Source organism: Streptomyces sp. NPDC002935 (assembly GCF_040611295.1).
In the GTDB taxonomy this organism is placed as follows: Bacteria; Actinomycetota; Actinomycetes; order Streptomycetales; family Streptomycetaceae; genus Streptomyces.
Genome location: NZ_JBEXNW010000005.1, coordinates 200,917 through 219,049, shown reverse-complemented (window position 1 = coordinate 219,049; position 18,133 = coordinate 200,917). Strand labels below are relative to the sequence as shown.

Here is an 18,133-nt window from a genome sequence, read left to right as displayed (position 1 = left end):
GGACTCTGCCGTGCCCGAGACCAGCGGATCGACCGGACGTACTCCGGAGACGCACGTCATCGACTTCCGCGCTGCCGAGCAACTGCTCGCCGCGCGCGACCCGCGGGGCGCGGTGAAGCTGCTCGATCCTGTCATCGCCGCGCACCCGGAGAACACCGCGGCCCGGCTGCTGCGCGCGCGTGCCTTCTTCGCCGCCGCGCAACTGCGCCCCGCCGAGCTGGAGTTCACGATCGTCCTGGAGCGCGAGCCGGACAACGCGTTCGCGCACTTCGCACTCGCGCGGACCTACGAGCGCCAGCGACGCCCCGAGCAGGCGAAGCGCCACTTCAGACTGGCGGCCGCCCTCGACCCGAAGCCGCAGTACCTGGAAGCGGCCCGGTTCGGCCTGTAGCCGGTCCGCGGCGGTCAGGGCCGCTCGACCCGGAAGTCGCCGGTGGCCGGGTGGGGTTCCGCCAGGACGTCGCCCGAGGAGCCGAGTCTCGCCCGGAGGTGGAGGGTCGCCCCGAGCACCACGTCCTGGAGCAGCTCGCGCCGGATGCCGAGACTCAGCCCGGAGCCCGTGAGGTTGGGGGAGATCAGGTCGGCCTTGCCCGGTACCGGGAGGGAGACGAGTACCTCGCAGGTGGCGAGGTCCCACTCGTCGAGCCGTGGGTGGGCGGTCAGGGCGAGGAGCCGGAGGGTGAGTGCGGTGAGGTTCTCGACGGCCTGGACCACGTGTTCACACCCCCACGGGAACCGCGGCCCGGCGGCCGTCGAGGTACGCGACGAGCGCCGAGGAGATGGCCAGGCCGGTGTGCGCCTCGTAGTAACTGTAGGCCGGCATGGGATTGACCTCGAAGCACACCCACGCGCCGTCGGGTGTGCGGCGCAGGTCGATGCCCGCGAGCGGCAGGCCGAGCGAGGCCGCGAGTGCCACGCAGCGCCGGGCCGTGTCCGGGGGCAGGTCGTGCGGGGCGAGCCGGGCGGACTCCCCGCCCTGGTCGGCGTAGCGGTAGTCGATCGCGTCGCTGTCGACGGCCGCGGCGTAGGTGTCCTCGCCGACGACGTGGACGCGTACGTCCTGGCCCGGCACATAGGCCTGGAACTGCGTCGGGAGTCCGCGGACGAGAGCGAGACGGCTCTCGTCGGCGTCGGTGAACTCCCTGACGATGGAGCGGATGCCGCTGACCGACTTGTAGACGATCCGGCCGTGCCGGGCGCGGAACGCGAGGATCTCGTCGGGGGCGTCACTGACCAGCGTCTCCGGTACGGCGAAGCCGGAGCGTCCGATGAGCTGGGCCTGGTAAGGCTTGGAGGAGTTGGACTCCATGGCGCTGGGCCGGCTCACCACGACGGCCGGGGTCGTGTCGAGCCAGCCGACGAACCACTCCTGGAACGCCGCCGCCCGCGCCCGGGCCGCCGGGTCCCCGTCGGCGGGCGGCTCCAGCGGGCGGGCGTACACGGCATATGCGCTCTCCTGGGCGGCGCACGGGAACGCGCCTATGTACGCCCCCACGCCCCCACGCGCCGAGCGACGTCGTCGAGGGCTACCGCTCAGAACGTGCCCGTGTACCAGTCCGTCCGGTGCCCGAGACGCCGGCCGCGCGTCGGCCCCACACGCCACTTCGCGGAACGGGGCGGAGGCTCGGCCGCTTCAGGGGTGCGACGGCCTCGACGGGCGGCGGCTCCCCGGCCGCCGGTGCGCGGGCCGGTCGTCCACGGGCTCGTACGGCGGGACGTCACGGCCCGGCTGATAGTGCGGGCCCTGCCTGATGTGCCGAAGGATCATGGTCATGTCGACGGTGACGATCACCCACAGCACACCGCAGGCGGCCGCCCACCCCGGCCGCCCCGCCAGGGTGAACGCGACCGCCCCGACAATGGCCCAGATCAGACCCCAGACACTCAGCCACAGACGCATCCGCAGCGCACTGCGCGCTGTCATCGGTTCACTGCCCGTACGCATCAGGACCACCACTCCTACGAGGAAACGTACTCTTCGTGGTGCACGTTCACCAAGGGAGAGCGGTCCGGACGAGGACGACGGGGGAGGCGACGGTGCTGCTGAAGGCGCTGCGGGGGGACGCGAGGCTCGCCGAGTGGCTGAGAGACCTGGAGGGCGAGGGCTCCGCCCTGCGGGAAGCGCCGCTCCCGGACGCCGACACCCTGCCCGACGTCCTGCTCGATCTGTCCGTGCCCCACGAGCACATCAACGAACTCGTGGCGCTGCGCGCCCGGTTGGCCGCCGACCCGGAGGCCATGACCCTCCTCGCGCGCTGCGTCACCCGATTCGTCCGCGACATGGGAGAGATCGGCAAGGGCTGGGAGCCGCCCGCGTTCCCCGCGACGACGGGAGCACTCGGGCGCTGTTTCCATCTGTACGTCTTCATCGCGGCGCTTCCGTACATCCGCGCCCATCACCAGGAGCGCGGTGTCCCGGAGGACGTCTCCCGGCGCACGCTCGCCGACCTCGGCCGTCATGTGTCCGTGCACCACAGAAGGGTCGGCGGCCCCGGACTGCTGTTCCCCTGGTGGATCGCCCTGCACTTCCACGGTGAGCTGTTCCAACTGGGCAGGCTCCAGTTCCAGCGGGCGCTGCTGGGGCGGCACACAGGCCGTGCCGTCGCGGCGGCGGGCCTGGACCTGGGCCCCGGCGACCCCTGCCTGAGCCTGCACATAACCGACTTCCGCGGCCCCCTCACCCCGGCCGCGTGCGACCGTTCGCTCGCCCTGGCCCGGGAGTTCTTCGCCCGCCACTACCCCGACGAGCGCCAAGCGGTCGCCGTCTGCGACTCCTGGCTGCTCGACCCGCAGCTCAAGCGGTATCTGCCGGCCGACTCCAACATCATTCGCTTCCAGGACCGCTTCGACGTCGAGTGCGAGGAGACGAACCCGGACGACTCGGTGCCCATCGGCTTCGTCTTCGGCGATCCCGAGATTCCGCTCGACGAACTGCCACGGCGCAACAGCGTCGAGCGCGCGGTGGGGGACCACCTGCGCGCGGGCGGGCACTGGTACGGCGGGCGGGGCTGGTTCGCGCTGTAGTCCCTCCCTCCGTAGCCCCGGCCGGGCCGGGATCCGGCTCGGACTGCTGTCCCTCGAACAAATCACTCGAACGAGTGATGAGGCGAGGGAACAGGCCACCGGAAGCCGCCCGTTGGATGTGTATGAGGATCGAGAAGCGTCAGGGATACGAGGGAACGGGACCCGGTGCCATCACGCCGGACGGCTGCGCGGTCGAGCTCTACACCCGCCTCCCCGTCGGAACCGAACCGGACATCATCACCGCCGCGGTGCCCGCCGCCGCACACATCCTGGAGCTGGGCAGCGGGGTCGGGCGGATGACCCACCCGCTCCTGGAGCTCGGGTTCGCGGTCACGGCGGTTGACGAGTCCGCCGACATGCTGGAGCACGTCCGTGGGGCGCGCACGATACGCAGCACCATCGAGGACCTCGACCTCGGCGAGACGTTCGACGTGGTCCTGCTCGCGTCGTTCCTCATACACGCCGGGGACCTCCGGGTGCGGCGGGCGCTCCTGGACACCTGCGTCCGCCACGTCGCCGAAGACGGCTGTGTGCTGATCCAGCGCGAGGGCGAGGACTGGCACACCGACGTGCCCCGCGAGCGCACCGACCCGTCCGGAATCGGCATACGCATCGTGTCCGCCGAGCCCGTCGGCGACGGGGTCAACTCGGTGCGCGCGGAGTACACGCTTCCGGACGCCACCTGGACCCAGACGTTTCTCTCCCGCCCCTTGACGAAGGCCGATTTCGAGGAGGCCCTGAGCGAGGCGGGGCTGAAGGTGGACCGGTACCTGACGGACGACGGGGTGTGGGTGAGGGCAGTGAAGGGCTGAGCGACCCGGCGCCGGGGGAGACGCTCGGGCAGGACGGGGGCCGGGAGGGACGGGGGAGGGGGTGGGGGGAGGGGAGGGGAGGGGAGGGGGAAGGACCCCGGGGTGGAACAAGTCCCGCTCCGCACCGATGAGTTCCTGGCCCGCCCCAGGTCTATCTCCGTGAAAGCAGCAACCACCGCTTCACACAGGAGACCACCGTGTCCGAGACGACCCTTCCCCTCGCCACCACCGCCCAGGCCGCCGCCACCCCTCGCTTCCGCCGCGCCCGCGTGTCCCTGACCGCTCTGCAGATCGTCCTCGGCCTCTTCTACGCGATCGCGAGCGCTCTTCCCAAGCTGATCGCGCACCCCTCGGCGACGGAGTCGTTCGACAAGCTGGGCTGGGGTCACACGGGCATGTACATCATCGGCGGGCTCGAACTCGCCGGAGGCATCGCCCTGTTGATCCCGCTGCTGGACTCGGTGGCCGCGGTTGCGCTCAGCGCGCTGATGGTCGGCGCGTTCATCATCAACGTCACTGTCGTCCACGGCCCGTACGTGGCGACCCCGCTCATTCTGATCCTGCCGCTCGCCCTGATCGCCTGGGCCAGGCGCGGCCACACGACGGAGCTGCTCCGCCTGGTCCGCCGGCGGGCGGGACGCCGGGTGTGACCACGGAACAAGGACGAAGGGCTCCCCCGAGACCGGGGGAGCCCTCGACGTCGTACGACGTCACGTCGGATTTCCGACCCTTCAGGAGCCCGAGGAGTCGGAGGAGTCGGAAGAGCCCGAGGAGCCGGAGGCACCCGGCGAACTCGGTGAACCCGGTGAACCGGACGAGCGGGGACCGGCCCAGGGGGGACCGGTCCAGCGGGTTCCGGCCGAGCGGCGGGAACCGCTCGCGGACCCGGTCGAGCCGGTCGTGCCCGTGGAGGGGCCGGAGGACCTGACGGGGCCGGACGAGCCCGTCTGCATCCCCCGCAGGCGTTCCGTCTCGCGACGGTCCCGCTTGGTCGGGCGCCCGGCGCCCCTGTCCCGGATGCCCGCCGGAGCCACGGCCTCGCGCGGCGGAGGCGGCGGGCTGTTGTCGATGTAGCACTCGACGGCGACGGGCGCACCGACCCGCTTGCGGATCACGCGCTTCACGACGACGACCCGTTCCCGGCCCTCGTGTCGCAGACGCACCTCATCACCCACGTGCACCGCATGCGCGGGCTTCACCCGCTCGCCATTGACCCGAACATGACCGCCCCGGCAGGCCGTGGCACCCATCGAGCGGGTCTTGACGAGACGGACGGACCAGATCCAGGCGTCGACCCGCACGCTCTCGCCACCGGCCGGACCGGCCCCGGCGGCGGCGATCACGGCGGCGGCCTTGGCGGCGGCAGCGCTCTCGGACGACGCCCCGGACGTGGCCGTGGCGGCCTCCTCGTCGCCCGAGCCGCGCGCACCGCCGGCACCCGCGTCCTTCATCTCCCCGTCAGCACCCTGAGAAGCCATGTCTCGACTCTAGTGCCCGTGGTCCGCAGCACCCCATGCCTTTTCCATGGCACGGACCACCCCGGATGCGGCCTCCCCCGGGTGCGCCGAGGCTGCCGACTGAGGTGGTCCTGGGAACTTCCTGGCCGCCCGCGCGGCATTGACTAGCGGCCGGTGGGGAGCGGGAGGGGGAGTGGGCGGTGGGGCCCCGGGCGGGGCGGGCCGGTCGTACGGTGGTGGCGTGGACAGCAGTGGTCGGAGCAGTGGTCGGAGTAGTGGTCGGATCGACGGCGGTCCGACAGCTTCCGCCGGTCTGGCAGCTTCCTCCGCTCCGGCGGAGGGACTGGTCGGCCCCACGGATCTTGTCGGCTCCACGGATCTCGCCGGGCTGGACGCGCGGATCGCCGACTGCCGGGCCTGTCCGCGTCTCGTCGCCTGGCGCGAAGAGGTGGCGGGGACCAAGCGCGCCGCCTTCGCCGACCAGACGTACTGGGGGCGTCCGGTGCCCGGGTTCGGGCCGGCCGATGCCTCCCTCCTCGTCGTCGGCCTCGCGCCCGCCGCGCACGGCGGGAACCGCACCGGGCGGATGTTCACGGGTGACCGTTCGGGCGACGTGCTCTACGCGGCGCTGCACGAGGTCGGCCTCGCATCGCGGGGGACCTCGGTGAGCGCGGACGACGGACTGGAACTGTACGGCGTACGCGTCACCTCTCCCGTGCACTGCGCGCCGCCCGCCAACAAGCCGACGCCCGAAGAGCGGGACACCTGCCGGCCCTGGCTCGTCAGGGAGTTGGGGCTGTTGCGGCCCACGCTGCGGGCGGTGGTCGTCCTCGGGGCCTTCGGCTGGCAGGCCGCCCTGCCCGCCTTCGCCGCGGCGGGGTGGACGGTGCCCCGGCCCCGGCCGGTGTTCACGCACGGGGCACGGGTGGCGCTCGTACGGGGGACGGAGCCGGACCGCACCGATTCCGTGTCGGTTCCTGTCTCGGGCTCGGCCTCCGTTCCTGTCTCGGGTCCGGCTTCCGTGCCAGTTCCGGGCCCAGTTTCCGTTCCCGTCTCGGGCTCGGCTTCCGTTCCCGACCCGGGCCCCGCTTCCGTCGAGCTCTTCGGGTGCTTCCACGTCAGTCAGCGGAACACCTTCACCGGCCGGCTCACGCCCGCGATGCTGCGGGAGGTGCTGAGCGCGGCGGCGGGGTCGGCGGGGCTGACGACGCGTCCGACGCCGGGTTAGCCTCGCGTGATGAGCCTGTATCCGGAGATCGAACCGTACGACCACGGAATGCTCGACGTCGGTGACGGCAACCGTATGTACTGGGAGGTCTGCGGAAACCCCGACGGCAAGCCCGCGGTCATGCTGCACGGCGGTCCGGGCTCCGGCTGCGGTCCTCGGTACCGGCGCTACTGCGACCCCGCCAAGTACCGGATCGTGCTGCTCGACCAGCGCGGCAGCGGCCGCTCCACGCCGAACGCCGCCGAGTACGGGACGGACATGGCCGTCAATACCACGGCACATGTGAACGGAGACCTGGAACTGCTGCGACAGCACCTGGGTGTCCGGCGGTGGCTGGTGTGGGGTGTGTCGTGGGGGTCGGTGCTGGGACTGCGGTACGCGCAGACTCATCCGGACGTCGTCTCCGCACTGGTGCTGACCGCGGTGGCCACCGGCTCGAACGCCGAAGTCGCCTTGCTTACCAGGGGACTTGGGCGGCTCTTCCCCGAGGCGCACGAGCGGTTCCTCGCCGGACTGCCCGAAGGGGAGCGGGACGGGAACCTCGCGGCCGCGTACAACCGGCTGCTGGAGTCGCCCGATCCCGAGGTGCGGGTGCGGGCGGCGCGGGCCTGGACCGACTGGGAGACGGCGATCGTTCCGGCGCCGCCGAGGTCGGAGGAGCGCTATGAGGACCCGGAGTTCCGCATGGGCTTCGCGCGGACCGTCACGCACTACTTCGGCAGCGACCACTTCCTGGGGGAGGGCAACGACGAGGGAGTCGTGATCCGCGACGCGCCCCTGCTGAAGGGCATCCCCGGCACCATCGTCCAGGGCAGCCTCGACCTCGGGAATCTGCTGGGCACGGTGTGGCGGCTCCACCATCGCTGGCCCGACAGCGAGTTGATCGTCGTGGACGACGTGGGGCACACCACGGCAGCGACGGGCGTGGTGGACGCGTTGGTGGCGGCGACCGACAAGTACGCGTCGTACGCGTCGTATTAGGGAGTTCCGCTCGCGCCGGTCAGGCACGGCGGCCGGTGGTCGACGGAGACGAGCGCGTGGGCGCGGGCCCGCTCCTGGTCCCTCGACGTCCCTCGACGCGGGCGTCAGGCGCGGTCGGGTTCGCTCTCGGCCACCGGCTCGGCCTCGGGGACGACGGCGGTCGCCGTGATTTCCACGAGCTGCCCGGTGTACCCGAGGCAGGCCACCCCGAGGAGGGTCGAGGAGTGCGGGCCGATGCTCAGCCCCGAGGCCTCGACGACATCCCAGACCGCGGACAGCACGGCAGGTTCACCGCTCACGACGTACACATCGGTCGACACGACGTGGGCCATGTCGCTCCCCACGGCGCGCAGTTGCTCGTCGAGGTTGGCCAGTACCTGCTCGGCCTGCCGTACGGGATCGCCCGCGCCGACCAGCTTTCCGTCGGCGTCGAGCGGCACCGAACCGGCGAGGAAGGCCAGCTTCGTCCCTGCCTCGACGACGGACGCGTGCGCGTAGACGGGCGGCGTGAAGAGGCTGGGGACGGTGACGCGCTGGACCATGGGGGCTCCCTGGCGAGGGGGGGGGTGAGGGACAACCTGCCGATGATGCGGGTCCGGCGCGGGCTCCCGCATCCGAATTAACGCCGATGTCCCCGAAAGGGACCAACGGCGGCAGCGAGACAGGCCGGGTCCCGCGAGGGCCGCGTGGAGGCGGGAGCGGGGCCCGAGCCCGGCCGGCCAATAATGCTTCGAGCAATGCCCGTTGACGCTGCTACGGTCAGCGACGTGGCGAAACTCAATCAGATCATCGCAGTGGAGAAGGGCATCAAGTCCAAGTCCCATCAGGACCTGACGGCTGCTCATCATGGCCTGCAGAAGCCGGCGCTGCTCGCCGGTATCTCGCGGACGTATCAGCCGAAGGACGAGGAGGGCGAGCAACTGCCGCCCGAGTCGACCCGGGTCCAGGTGCAGGCCGAGGACGTGCTGCGGGACACCGCGGCCACCCTGACGCGGCTGTTCGATGTGACCGCCACCAAGGACTGGGCCAACTGCACGGCGAGGGCTGATGTGAAGGTGGACGGCCGGGTGCTCGTCGCCGAGGTGCCGGTGTCGTATCTGCTGTTTCTCGAGAAGCAGCTCACGGATCTCAACACCTTCGTCAGGAAGTTGCCCGTTCTCGACGCCTCCGAGTCCTGGGTGCGTGATCCGTCCACCGATGCCTGGAAGACCGAGCCGGTGCGGACCCTTCGTACGAAGAAGGTCCCGCGGAACCACGTCAAGGCCGAGGCCACCGAGAAGCACCCGGCCCAGGTCGAGGTGTATTACGAGGACATCCCCGTCGGATACTGGACGACCGTCAAGTTCTCCGGCGCCCTGCCCGCCCGGCGCGTGAACGAACTCCTCGACCGCGTGGAGAAGTTGCAGCAGGCGGTCAAGTTCGCCCGCGAGGAGGCCAACGGCGTGGACGTCGTGGACCAGCGCGTCGGGGACGCGGTTTTCGGCTACCTGTTCGCCCAGGGGTAGCCTCTGAAACTCCCCGGCCACAACGCACCACGGCCGGGGTGCGCGAGGAGCGCAAGCTGAACCTGAAGCTTGTCGTGAATGCACGGTTCCAGTGGAGGTTCGAGTCCTCCCCGCGGCACCACACGGCACTCCGATTCCACGGAGTGTCCACGCGCCGCGGTAGCCCAACTCGGCAGAGGCAGACCGTGATCAATCTCAGACTCTTGCTCCAGACTCAGCATTCGCCACCGATCGCCGGATCGACCGGGCCCAGGCCCCAGTACGTCGAGATGCTGGTTCAAGTCCAGCCCGCGCAGCTCGATGCGTGGTGGTCCAAAGGCAGGACGCGGCGACATAACGACTGACCTGGGTCCTCAAGTGTGCCGGCGTGCGACATGGTGGCATCTCAGGGTCCGGGGGCCGGCTACGCCCTCGGACCCGCTCCCTCGCCCCGCACACGGCGCGAGGTGACGGGCATCGTGCCCGCACACATCGGCTCCGCCCGCCCCGTCGAGCCCGTCGAGCCCGTCGAGCCCTCCGAGCCCTCCGAGCGTCGAGCACCGAATCCGCGGACCTCCGGTTCAGTTGGCCTTCCCGAACACGGCCCTCCTGCGGAGTTTCACATCGTGGAAACGTCCACGTTCTCCTTCCGCGGGTAACGCGCACTACCCTGGTAACGATCACGAGCCCGGCCGATGTCGCCCGAAGGCACCCCACCGCCCTCGCCCGACAGGAGCCCCGTGCGCCTCACCCGCCTCGCCGTACCCCCCTGGCTCGCCCATGCCCTGCGCGCGCAGCGCGGACCGGTCCCCTGGAACGCGGTCGTGCGGGGCGCGCTCGCCGCCGGGCCGCTGCTGCTCGTGGCCGTACTGAGCGGTCGTACCTCACTCGGAGTCGTCGCCGCCCTCGGCGCCATGCTGACGGGGATCAACGACAGACCGGGGAGCCGACGGGTCGCCGTCGAACGGCTCGGGGTGCCCGCCCTCGCCGGGGCCGGCGGTCTGCTCATCGGGTCGTACGCCGGACAGCACACCGGCGCCGTGACGCTCACCCTCGTCCTCACCCTGCTCGGACTGCTCGCCGGAGCCGTCAGCGCGGTCGGCCCCGTCGCCTCCGGGGCAGCGACCCAGCTGCTGGTCGGCTCGGCGATCGGCGCCGGGATGCCGTTGCCCGAACCAGGGTGGGAGCGTGCGCTCTTCTTCCTCGGCGGGGCCGGCTGGCTGCTCGCGCTGCGCCTCGCCCTGCCGACGACCGCGGTGAACGCCGGGGACTACCGGTTCGACGGGGAGCGGGACGCCGTCGGCGGCGTGTACGACGCCATCGCCCGGCTGCTGCTTGCCGCGGGCGGACCCGACGCGGCCCGGCGGCGCGTCGCGCTGACCGCCGCCCTCGACCACGCGCAGGACGCTCTCGCCGGGCCCCGGCTGCGCCGCTACGCCAGTTCCGGGGCCGAACGGCGACTGCACGCGCAGTACGCCGCCGCGTTGCCGCTCGCCGAGGCCGCGACCGCGCTCGCCTGGGTGGGCGAGGCCGTGCCCGTACGCGCCGCGGAGGGCCCCTGGCGGCTCGCCGTCGCCGTCCGCACCGGCGCCCCCACCGGGCCGCTGCCCGCTCCCGCCGTCCCCGGTGCCCGGTTCGGCACGCCCGGGAGCACATCCGTCGTGCCCGCGCTGCGCGCCCTCCACGACGCCCTGCTGCACGCCGCCGACGCCTTCGACCGGGGCTCCGGGACCGCCCTGCACACCCGGCGGCGTACCGCCGTCTCCGTCGTGCGCACCGCACTCGGTTCCGCGGGGCGCGAGTACGGCATCCGGGTCGCCCTCGGCTTCGGCACGAGCGCCGCAGTGGCGCAGGCGTTGCACCACGCGCGCTGGTACGGCAACCACCCGTACTGGTACTGGCTCCCCGCGACCGCCGTCTTCCTCGTCAAGCCCGATCTCGGGCCGCTCGCCTCGCGGGTCCTGTGCCGGGCGGCGGGAACCGTCCTCGGCGCGGTCGCCTTCGCGGGGCTCGCCCTCTTGCTGCCGCGGCCTGAGGGACTCGTCGCCCTGGTCGCCGTCAGCAGCGCCCTCATCCCCGTCGCCACCCGGCACTTCGCCGCGCAGACCGCCGTCGTCACCGTCCTCGTCCTGGCCCTCGTGATGGTCGGCGGCGAGCCGCAGGCCTCCTGGAACCGGATCGTGGAGACGCTGCTGGCCTGTGCGATCGTGCTGCTCGTCGGGCATCTGCCGACGCTCGGTCAGCGCGGCGGGACCGTACGGGCGAGGCTCACCCGGGCCACCGAGGCGGCGGACGTGTATCTCGCCCATGTGCTGAGCGACGGCACGGCCGGTGACCGGACGGGCCGCTGGGTGCTGCGCCGGGAGGCCTATCGCGCGCTCGCCGAGGCCCGTTCCGCGATCGATCTGGCCGCCGCCGAACTCCCGGCCCTGGCACGGCACTCCGAGGGCACGGGCGAGGTCGCGGCCACCCTGGAACGGCTCGTCGACACGACCACGGCATGCGCCGTGCAGCTCGACGACACCGGTCGGCTCACGCCCCGGCACACCGATCGGATCACCGAACTCCTCGGTGAACTGGCCGAGCGGCGCGAACGGACGGGACTACGGGCGGCGCCCGCGCGATCCGTCGCGGTGTGACGCTCACGGGGGTTCGCGCGCCGCCCTGATCGCCGCCGCCACACCCTCGTACCGCGGTACGACGTCCGACCTGACCTGACCTGACCTGACCTGACCTGACCCGCCCTGCCCTGACCTGACCGGTCCGAAAAATCTTGGAGATACTCCGATGAGTTCTGCTTCTCCGGCACGTCCACCACAGCGTAGGCACCGTTCCGTAGGAGGAGCACATGACGCTTCCGCAGATCGTCTCGCGCGAGGAGTGGCGCGCGGCGCGCGAGGAACTGCTGGTCAGGGAGAAGGCCGCCACCCGCGCGCGTGACGCGCTCAACGCGGCGCGCCGCGGACTGCCGATGGTCGAGATCGACACGGAGTACGTCTTCGAGAGCGGCGAGGGGAAGTTGACGCTGCTCGACCTCTTCCGGGGACGGGACCAACTCGTCGTCTACCACTTCATGTTCGCTCCCGACTGGGACGCGGGCTGCCGCAGTTGCTCGGCGTTCCTCGACCAGATCGGGCACCTCGCCCATCTCCGGGCCCGCGGCACCGAGTTCGCCGCCGTGTCCCGGGCGCCGTACACGAGGATCCTGCCGTTCAAGGCCCGGATGGGCTGGACGGTGCCCTGGTACTCGTCGTACGAGAGTGACTTCAACTACGACTTCCAGGTGTCGTTCGGCGGGGACGAGCCCTGCGAACGGCCCGGGTTGAGCTGCTTCCTGCGCGACCGTGAACGCCTCTTCCACACGTACTCCATGTACGAGCGTGGCCTCGACGGGCTCGGCTCCACGACCTCCCTCCTGGATCTCACCGCGCTGGGGCGCCAGGAGGAATGGGAAGAGCCCAAGGGACGTGCGTCGGCGCTGGGGGCACCCGCGGGCAGCGAACACATCCGATACCACGACGAGTACGAGGGCTGACGGGACGGGCCAGGCCGGGCGGGACGGGGACCAGGACGGGCAGGACGGGCAGGACGGGGACCAGGACGGAGGTCAGGACGGAGGTCAGGACGGGTGGGACCGGGGCGAGGGCCGGACGCGGCGGGCGCGGGTGGCCGTGGTGGGTACCGGGGATTCCGCTTCCGTCATGCCGGACCTGCGACGTCCGTCACAGCGGGTTTGCGGCCGAGTGTCGACTTCGTCTCAGTACCGTCACTCCCAGAGTCGTTCACTCCATGGCAGGCGTTTAACTCTGGAAGAGCAGCGCGACATGGAGGTACAGGGTGAACGGGCGAATGGTGCTGGAGCGCTTTCCCGCCGGCGGACCGCGCGGGTCGTGGCCCGCGGAGGAGTTCGCACAGGCGCGCCGCCAGGAGGGCCAGGCCGCGGAGGTCGTCATGGATCTCGCCTCCGACGCTTTCCTGGTCGTCGTGGGCGGTGCCGACGCCGTCGAGTGAGGGCCGTGCGGGACCAGTCGCCCTCGGGCGCGGTTCACCTTCAGGGTGAACCGCTCCGCCCGCGGGGAGCGGAGCTCCACGCGGGCACGCTCACGCGCTGATCGGACGCGACCAGACAGGTGTCGTCCCCGTGACCCGGCACAGGGCCAGATACAGGGGTATCGGCGGGGTATACGGAAGCGTGCCATCCGGTTTGTGGATGAGCCCGGGAATCCGTGGTGAGTCCGGTACGACCGCACCCGTGACGTAGTGGGCGGGCGCCGGCCACTCCAGGGCGACGTCGGAGTCGGAAGGAACGATCCACCACCAGTGCGCCGGGTCCGCGTAGACGCAGCCCACGCGCGGCAGCCGCGACAGCAGCAGCGGTCCGAACCGGGCGGGCACCGACACCGCGTCGCAGCCCAGCGGCACCTTCATGCCCTCGGGAACGGGGAGACGCCTCAGCGGCCCGGGCGCGCTCCGTCCGCGGCTGATGCGGACCAGCGTGTCCAGGCTCAGGACCTGCGCCGCAGGCCCCGCCGCCGACGTACGCCTCACAGGCTCCCTCGATCCCGGTCTCGATCCCGGTCCCGGTCCACGCTCCGGGCGGAGGAGTCCTGGCGGACCCCCACGGTTCCCGCCCCCCAACACCCCTCCGCCCCCGTGCCCCGGCCGTCGTTCGGGGGCTTCTTCGCGCTCCAGCCCAGGTCCGCCCGCGGGCCGGTGTCCACGTCGGTCCGGCCCGGGTTCGACCGGGCTTCACGGGGGCGGCCGGGCAGCCCGGCGTTCGACCCTGCCTCGAACTCGATGTCGAGCCGGTCCAGGTCGTCCGGGTCGGCCCGTTCGTCCATGTCCTGCAGGTCGTCCATGTCTCCCGGGTCCGGCCACGTCTCCCGGGTCGTGTCGGTGGTGTCATCGGCCCGACCTGCCGAGCGCGTGAGCTCCGCCCACACCAGCAGGCCGGGCCCGGTGTCCTGGGCCCCCCAGGCCCTGGACACTGCCGCGACGAGAAGCAATCCCCTCCCGTGCTCCTCGTCGGGCCGTTGCGGGGAGGGGTGCGGCTCGCCCGGAGCGCATCCCTCGTCACACACGGCTATGCGCACCAGGTCGTCCGTGTCCTGCAGTTCGCAGACGACACGTTGCCCGGCGGCGTGCACGATCGCGTTGGTGACCAGCTCCGAGACCACGAGGGTTGCCGTGTCGCAGGTGTCCTCGCACACCGCCCAGCCGGACAGGCGGGACCGGGTCAGGCGTCTCGCCTGAGCCACGGAGCCCGGGTGTGCGGCCAGCTCGAAGCGGAAGCGGCGCTCGGCGGCCGTGCCCGGGTGGTGCCCCGTGGCGGCACGGGGAGCGAACCGGTCTTCGGCGGCGTCTGTTCCTAACGGCGCGGACGGAATCACGCTTGCCACTATCGCCCCGCCGTGAACACTTGGCAAGTGTCACTCTGAAAAATGCAGAGTGCCGTGTGACGCCGTGGGAGCGCGTGGCACACTGCTCGCAACAGCAAGCCGAGCGGCGCCAGTTGGGATCGTCGAGGAAGACGAGGAAGAACCCGGACGGCGCCGCCGGGCTGTCCGGACTCAGTGGAGGTGGGACGTGAGCGAACCGCGCTCCGCGCCGACGGTCGGCCAGGTCGTCCTCGGCCGACGGCTGTTGGACCTGCGGGAACGTGCGGGTCTCAAGCGTGAAGAGGCCGCGCGGATCCTGCGCGTCGCCCCCGCCACGGTCCGCCGCATGGAGATGGCCGAGGTCTCCCTCAAAATCCCGTACCTCCAGCTACTGCTGAAGTCGTACGGCGTCGGCGACGACGAGGCCGAGGCCTTCGTCCAACTGGCCGAGGACGCCAACAAGCCCGGCTGGTGGCAGCGGTTCCACGACATCCTGCCCGACTGGTTCTCCATGCACGTCAGCCTGGAAGGCGCGGCCGCCCTCCTGCGCTCCTACGAACCCCACTTCGTTCCGGGCCTGTTGCAGACCGAGGACTACGCCCGCGGCGTCCTGAAGGCGGGCGCCATCGGACAGACCAGGCCCGAGGACATCGAGCGCCACGTCGCGCTGCGCATGCAACGACAGGATCTGCTGACACGTGACGACGCGCCCCGGATCTGGGCCGTCATGGACGAGACGGCGCTGCGCCGCGCCATCGGCGGTCCCGAGGTGATGCGCGCGCAGATCGACAAGTTGCTCCAAGCCACGAAGCTGCCCAACGTGACGTTGCAGGTGATCCCGTTCTCCTCGGGTCCGCATCCCGGCACGTACGGGCCCTTCGTGCTGTTCCGATTTGCCATGCCGGAACTCCCGGACATGGTCTACAGCGAGTACCTGACCGGCGCCGTCTACCTGGACGCGCGTTCCGAGGTGGCGACCCACCTGGAGGTCATGGACCGCATGGCGGCTCAAGCCGCTACGGCACATCGCACGAAGGAGATCCTCCGGGATCTCCGCAAGGAGCTGTGAATGGAACGCATCAAGCCGGAACGCATCAACCCGCGGATAGGCAACGTGCGCATCTACAACGGAATGCCCGCCCGTGAACTGGGCAGCGAGGGCTGGCACAAGCCGTGGAGCGGCGGCAACGGGGGCAACTGCCTGGAGGCGATGAAGCTCGCCGACGGCCGTATCGCCGTGCGCCAGTCGGCGGACCCGGACGGCCCCGCCCTCATCTATACGCCCGGCGAGATGACCGCGTTCATCCAGGGCGCGAAAGCGGGAGAGGCGGACTTCCTTCTCTCCTGAACGACTTGAGTTCTCTTTTCCCCGACTTTCCTGAATTTGGTTCTGAGTTGATCACTTACTACGGCGCGGACTTACGGAGACCGTCATGACCGGGCAGACCCCCATCGAGATCGACACGAGCAAGCCGCATCCCGCGCGGATGTACGACTGGTATCTCGGCGGCAAGGACAACTATCCCGTCGACGAGGAAATGGGCCGGCAGATGCTCGCCCTCGACCCGAGGGTGCCGGTGATGGCCCGGGTCAACCGCGCCTTCATGCACCGGGCCACGCGCTGGCTGGCCCAGAACGGTGTGCGGCAGTTCCTCGACATCGGCACCGGCATCCCGACCGAGCCGAACCTTCACCAGATCGCCCAGGCCGTCGCACCCGACGCACGGGTCGTGTACTGCGACAACGACCCGATCGTGCTGGCCCACGCGGCAGCCCTGCTGCGCAGCTCGGACACGGGAGTGACCGAGTATCTGCAGGCCGATGCGCGGGACCCGGACGCCATTCTCGACGGGGCCAGGAAGATCCTGGACTTCGACCGGCCCGTGGCGCTCTCCCTCGTGGCCCTGCTGCACTTCGTCTCCGACGCGGACGGCGCGCACGCCCTGGTCCGCCGTCTGCTCTCCGAACTGCCCTCCGGCAGCCACCTGATGGTCACCCATGCCACCGCCGACTTCACTCCCGAGGAGTCGGCCGCCGCGATCGAGAAGCTCAAGGCGGCGGGCGTCACCCTGGCGCTGCGCTCCCGCAACGAGTTCAGCCGCTTCTTCGACGGCCTCGACCTGGTCGAACCGGGCATCGCGGTGGTCCATCAATGGCACCCGGAACTGGGCGAACCGGTGCCGGGGCAGGACGACGGGGTCATCCCCGGATACGGGGCGGTGGGACGCAAACCGTAGCTCTTCAGGGGCGGTTGCGCGCCCGGCCGCGGCGGTTCCCGAACACCGGGACTCGGCGGCGGGGTGCGAGGCCTCCAGGGGTGCTCAGCACGGTGGCAGCACGTCGCACAGCGCGTCCAGCGCCGCCCCGTAGGCGTGCTCCGCGGGCGTCGCATACCCCACCACCAGTCCGTCCGGCGCGGACGTCACCGCCTCCGGGTGCCGGAATTCGGCGAGCCCGTCGAGTGCGACGCCCTGCCAGACAGCGGCCTTGACCGCCGACTGCTCGGTCCCGGGCGGCAGTCGCAGTACCGCGTGCAGCCCGGCCGCGATCCCGGTGACCTCGACGTGCGGCGCCCGCGCGGCGAGCGTGGCGACGAGCCGGTCGCGACGCCCCCGGTACCGCTGCCGCATGCGCCGCACATGACGGTCGTACGAACCGGATTCGATGAAGTCCGCGAGCGACAACTGGTCCAACGCGCTGGCCCACGCCTCCCGTTCGCCCTTGACCTCCAGCACGCGGTCGACGAACCGTTCCGGTAGGACCATCCAGCCGAGCCGCAGCGCCGGTGAAAGGCTCTTGCTGACCGAGCCGATGTGGATGACCCGCTCCGGGTCCAGCCCCTGCAACGCGCCCACGGGCTTGCGGTCGTAGCGGAACTCCCCGTCGTAGTCGTCCTCCAGGATCACCCCGCCCCGCGCGCGTGCCCAGTCGATCACCGCCGCACGCCGCTCGGCGTGCAGCGGGCCGCCGGTCGGGAACTGGTGCGCGGGCGTGAGCAGTACGGCCCGCTCCCGACCCAACTCGTCCACCAGAGCGCCGTCTTCGTCCAGCGGCAGGGGGACGGTCCGGACGGAGGCGTCGGCCAGCAGGTCGCGGTGGAAGCCGAGACCGTACGACTCGACGGCCAGCGGGCCCCGCAGGACCCGCGGAAAGAGCAGGCGCAGGGCATGGGCGAAGCCCGAACAGATCACGATCCGTCCGGGCTCCGTGCGCACCCCACGGGCCCGTGCCAGGTACGCGGCGAGCGCCTGCCGCAGCTCTGGCCGCCCGGCCGGATCACCGGGCCCGAAGGCCTCGTTGGGCGCCTGCTGGAGAGCCCGGCGGCAGGACGCCAGCCAGGCGGTGCGCGGGAACGACGACGCGTCCGGAGTGCCCTGCCGCAGATCGTGCCGAGGGCCACGCGCGCGGGGAGGCACCTTCTTGGGTACGCGCGCGGGAGCGCCCGGCGCTGCGGCGTCCCTCCGCTGCCTCCCCTGTGGCGTGGTCACCCCCGGGGCGACCCGGGTGCCCGAGCCCTGCCGGGCGGTCAGCCAGCCCTCGGCGACGAGTTCGGCGTACGCGTCGGCGACCGTGTTGCGCGCGACGCCGAGGTCCGCGGCGAGCGAGCGGTACGGCGGCAGCCGGGTGCCCGGCACGAGCCTCCCGCTGCGTACCGCCTCGCGCAGCGCACGGGTCAGCGCGGCGCGCCGCCCGCCGGGACCCGACAGCTCCAGGTGCAGATCAGCACCGATCCGCTCCGCAGAATTGACCCATGATTCCGCCATGGAAA

21 protein-coding genes are annotated in these 18,133 nt (G+C 71.5%); 13 read left to right on the top strand and 8 right to left on the bottom strand.

Features of this window, described 5'->3' with window-relative positions:
* The first annotated feature begins 10 nt into the window (after nt 1-10).
* On the top strand, nt 11-391 hold the full coding sequence (locus ABZX90_RS08710; RefSeq protein ID WP_351131857.1) for a tetratricopeptide repeat protein: 381 nt from the start codon (nt 11-13) through the stop codon (nt 389-391).
* Nucleotides 392-405: 14 nt separating this feature from the next.
* Here the strand turns inward: ABZX90_RS08710 and ABZX90_RS08705 are convergent, their stop codons facing one another.
* The 3 genes from ABZX90_RS08705 to ABZX90_RS08695 all read right to left on the bottom strand — a co-directional run bounded on the left by ABZX90_RS08705 (nt 406) and on the right by ABZX90_RS08695 (nt 1,945).
* The gene (locus ABZX90_RS08705) at nt 406-714 is read right to left on the bottom strand and encodes a hypothetical protein (RefSeq protein WP_355202716.1); all 309 of its coding nucleotides are present in this window, start codon (nt 712-714) and stop codon (nt 406-408) included.
* Between the two features lie 4 nt (nt 715-718).
* Nucleotides 719-1,495, bottom strand: a complete 777-nt coding sequence (locus ABZX90_RS08700) for an alpha-L-glutamate ligase (RefSeq protein WP_355202713.1) — start codon at nt 1,493-1,495, stop codon at nt 719-721.
* A 138-nt stretch (nt 1,496-1,633) separates the two neighbouring features.
* Entirely contained in the window at nt 1,634-1,945 is a 312-nt protein-coding gene (locus tag ABZX90_RS08695; protein ID WP_351131854.1) for a DUF6343 family protein, read from the bottom strand.
* A 92-nt stretch (nt 1,946-2,037) separates the two neighbouring features.
* On the opposite strand from ABZX90_RS08695, the gene ABZX90_RS08690 reads away from it, so the two are divergent.
* From ABZX90_RS08690 to ABZX90_RS08680, 3 genes are all read left to right on the top strand, one after another.
* Complete coding sequence (locus ABZX90_RS08690) at nt 2,038-3,024, top strand: acyltransferase domain-containing protein (RefSeq protein ID WP_355202710.1); 987 nt, start codon at nt 2,038-2,040, stop codon at nt 3,022-3,024.
* A 122-nt stretch (nt 3,025-3,146) separates the two neighbouring features.
* Nucleotides 3,147-3,836 carry a class I SAM-dependent methyltransferase gene (locus tag ABZX90_RS08685; protein ID WP_355202707.1) on the top strand — a complete coding sequence of 230 codons (690 nt, stop codon included), beginning with the start codon at nt 3,147-3,149 and terminating at the stop codon, nt 3,834-3,836.
* Nucleotides 3,837-4,033: 197 nt separating this feature from the next.
* Nucleotides 4,034-4,486 carry a DoxX family protein gene (locus tag ABZX90_RS08680; RefSeq protein WP_355202704.1) on the top strand — a complete coding sequence of 151 codons (453 nt, stop codon included), beginning with the start codon at nt 4,034-4,036 and terminating at the stop codon, nt 4,484-4,486.
* A gap of 81 nt (nt 4,487-4,567) precedes the next feature.
* Here ABZX90_RS08680 and ABZX90_RS08675 read toward each other — a convergent pair whose 3' ends face one another.
* Nucleotides 4,568-5,314 carry an RNA-binding S4 domain-containing protein gene (locus ABZX90_RS08675; RefSeq protein WP_355202701.1) on the bottom strand — a complete coding sequence of 249 codons (747 nt, stop codon included), beginning with the start codon at nt 5,312-5,314 and terminating at the stop codon, nt 4,568-4,570.
* Nucleotides 5,315-5,636: 322 nt separating this feature from the next.
* Here ABZX90_RS08675 and ABZX90_RS08670 point away from each other — a divergent pair, with 322 nt between their 5' ends.
* Both ABZX90_RS08670 and pip read left to right on the top strand, forming a co-directional pair.
* Nucleotides 5,637-6,521: a uracil-DNA glycosylase gene (locus ABZX90_RS08670; protein WP_355202916.1), complete on the top strand. Its 885-nt coding sequence runs from the start codon at nt 5,637-5,639 to the stop codon at nt 6,519-6,521.
* Between the two features lie 9 nt (nt 6,522-6,530).
* Nucleotides 6,531-7,502 (top strand): prolyl aminopeptidase, encoded by a 972-nt coding sequence (pip, locus tag ABZX90_RS08665; protein WP_355202698.1) that lies wholly within the window; start codon nt 6,531-6,533, stop codon nt 7,500-7,502.
* 104 nt (nt 7,503-7,606) lie between these two features.
* On the opposite strand, the gene ABZX90_RS08660 is transcribed toward pip, so the two are convergent.
* Nucleotides 7,607-8,044: a RidA family protein gene (locus ABZX90_RS08660; protein ID WP_355202695.1), complete on the bottom strand. Its 438-nt coding sequence runs from the start codon at nt 8,042-8,044 to the stop codon at nt 7,607-7,609.
* 225 nt (nt 8,045-8,269) lie between these two features.
* Here ABZX90_RS08660 and ABZX90_RS08655 point away from each other — a divergent pair, with 225 nt between their 5' ends.
* The 4 genes from ABZX90_RS08655 to ABZX90_RS08640 all read left to right on the top strand — a co-directional run bounded on the left by ABZX90_RS08655 (nt 8,270) and on the right by ABZX90_RS08640 (nt 12,997).
* Complete coding sequence (locus ABZX90_RS08655) at nt 8,270-9,007, top strand: hypothetical protein (protein ID WP_355202692.1); 738 nt, start codon at nt 8,270-8,272, stop codon at nt 9,005-9,007.
* Nucleotides 9,008-9,681: 674 nt separating this feature from the next.
* Nucleotides 9,682-11,625 carry an FUSC family protein gene (locus ABZX90_RS08650; RefSeq protein WP_355202689.1) on the top strand — a complete coding sequence of 648 codons (1,944 nt, stop codon included), beginning with the start codon at nt 9,682-9,684 and terminating at the stop codon, nt 11,623-11,625.
* Nucleotides 11,626-11,834: 209 nt separating this feature from the next.
* The gene (locus ABZX90_RS08645; protein WP_355202687.1) at nt 11,835-12,521 is read left to right on the top strand and encodes a DUF899 domain-containing protein; all 687 of its coding nucleotides are present in this window, start codon (nt 11,835-11,837) and stop codon (nt 12,519-12,521) included.
* A gap of 302 nt (nt 12,522-12,823) precedes the next feature.
* Nucleotides 12,824-12,997: a hypothetical protein gene (locus ABZX90_RS08640; protein WP_355202685.1), complete on the top strand. Its 174-nt coding sequence runs from the start codon at nt 12,824-12,826 to the stop codon at nt 12,995-12,997.
* Between the two features lie 90 nt (nt 12,998-13,087).
* On the opposite strand, the gene ABZX90_RS08635 is transcribed toward ABZX90_RS08640, so the two are convergent.
* Together ABZX90_RS08635 and ABZX90_RS08630 are read right to left on the bottom strand one after the other, a co-directional pair.
* The gene (locus ABZX90_RS08635; protein ID WP_351131841.1) at nt 13,088-13,534 is read right to left on the bottom strand and encodes a hypothetical protein; all 447 of its coding nucleotides are present in this window, start codon (nt 13,532-13,534) and stop codon (nt 13,088-13,090) included.
* The gene (locus ABZX90_RS08630) at nt 13,531-14,412 is read right to left on the bottom strand and encodes an ATP-binding protein (RefSeq protein WP_355202682.1); all 882 of its coding nucleotides are present in this window, start codon (nt 14,410-14,412) and stop codon (nt 13,531-13,533) included. Before ABZX90_RS08630 ends, ABZX90_RS08635 begins: the two co-directional genes overlap by 4 nt.
* 160 nt (nt 14,413-14,572) lie before the next feature.
* Between ABZX90_RS08630 and ABZX90_RS08625 the strand changes: the two genes are divergently transcribed.
* From ABZX90_RS08625 to ABZX90_RS08615, 3 genes are all read left to right on the top strand, one after another.
* A complete protein-coding gene (locus ABZX90_RS08625) occupies nt 14,573-15,433 on the top strand; it encodes a helix-turn-helix transcriptional regulator (protein ID WP_351131838.1) in 861 nt (286 codons plus the stop codon).
* Complete coding sequence (locus ABZX90_RS08620) at nt 15,434-15,712, top strand: DUF397 domain-containing protein (protein WP_351131837.1); 279 nt, start codon at nt 15,434-15,436, stop codon at nt 15,710-15,712. It abuts the gene before it with no gap.
* 85 nt (nt 15,713-15,797) lie between these two features.
* Nucleotides 15,798-16,601, top strand: coding sequence for an SAM-dependent methyltransferase (locus tag ABZX90_RS08615; RefSeq protein ID WP_351131835.1), 804 nt, complete (start codon nt 15,798-15,800; stop codon nt 16,599-16,601).
* A gap of 84 nt (nt 16,602-16,685) precedes the next feature.
* Here ABZX90_RS08615 and ABZX90_RS08610 read toward each other — a convergent pair whose 3' ends face one another.
* Nucleotides 16,686-18,128, bottom strand: coding sequence for a PLP-dependent aminotransferase family protein (locus tag ABZX90_RS08610; protein WP_355202678.1), 1,443 nt, complete (start codon nt 18,126-18,128; stop codon nt 16,686-16,688).
* Nucleotides 18,129-18,133: the final 5 nt, after the last annotated feature.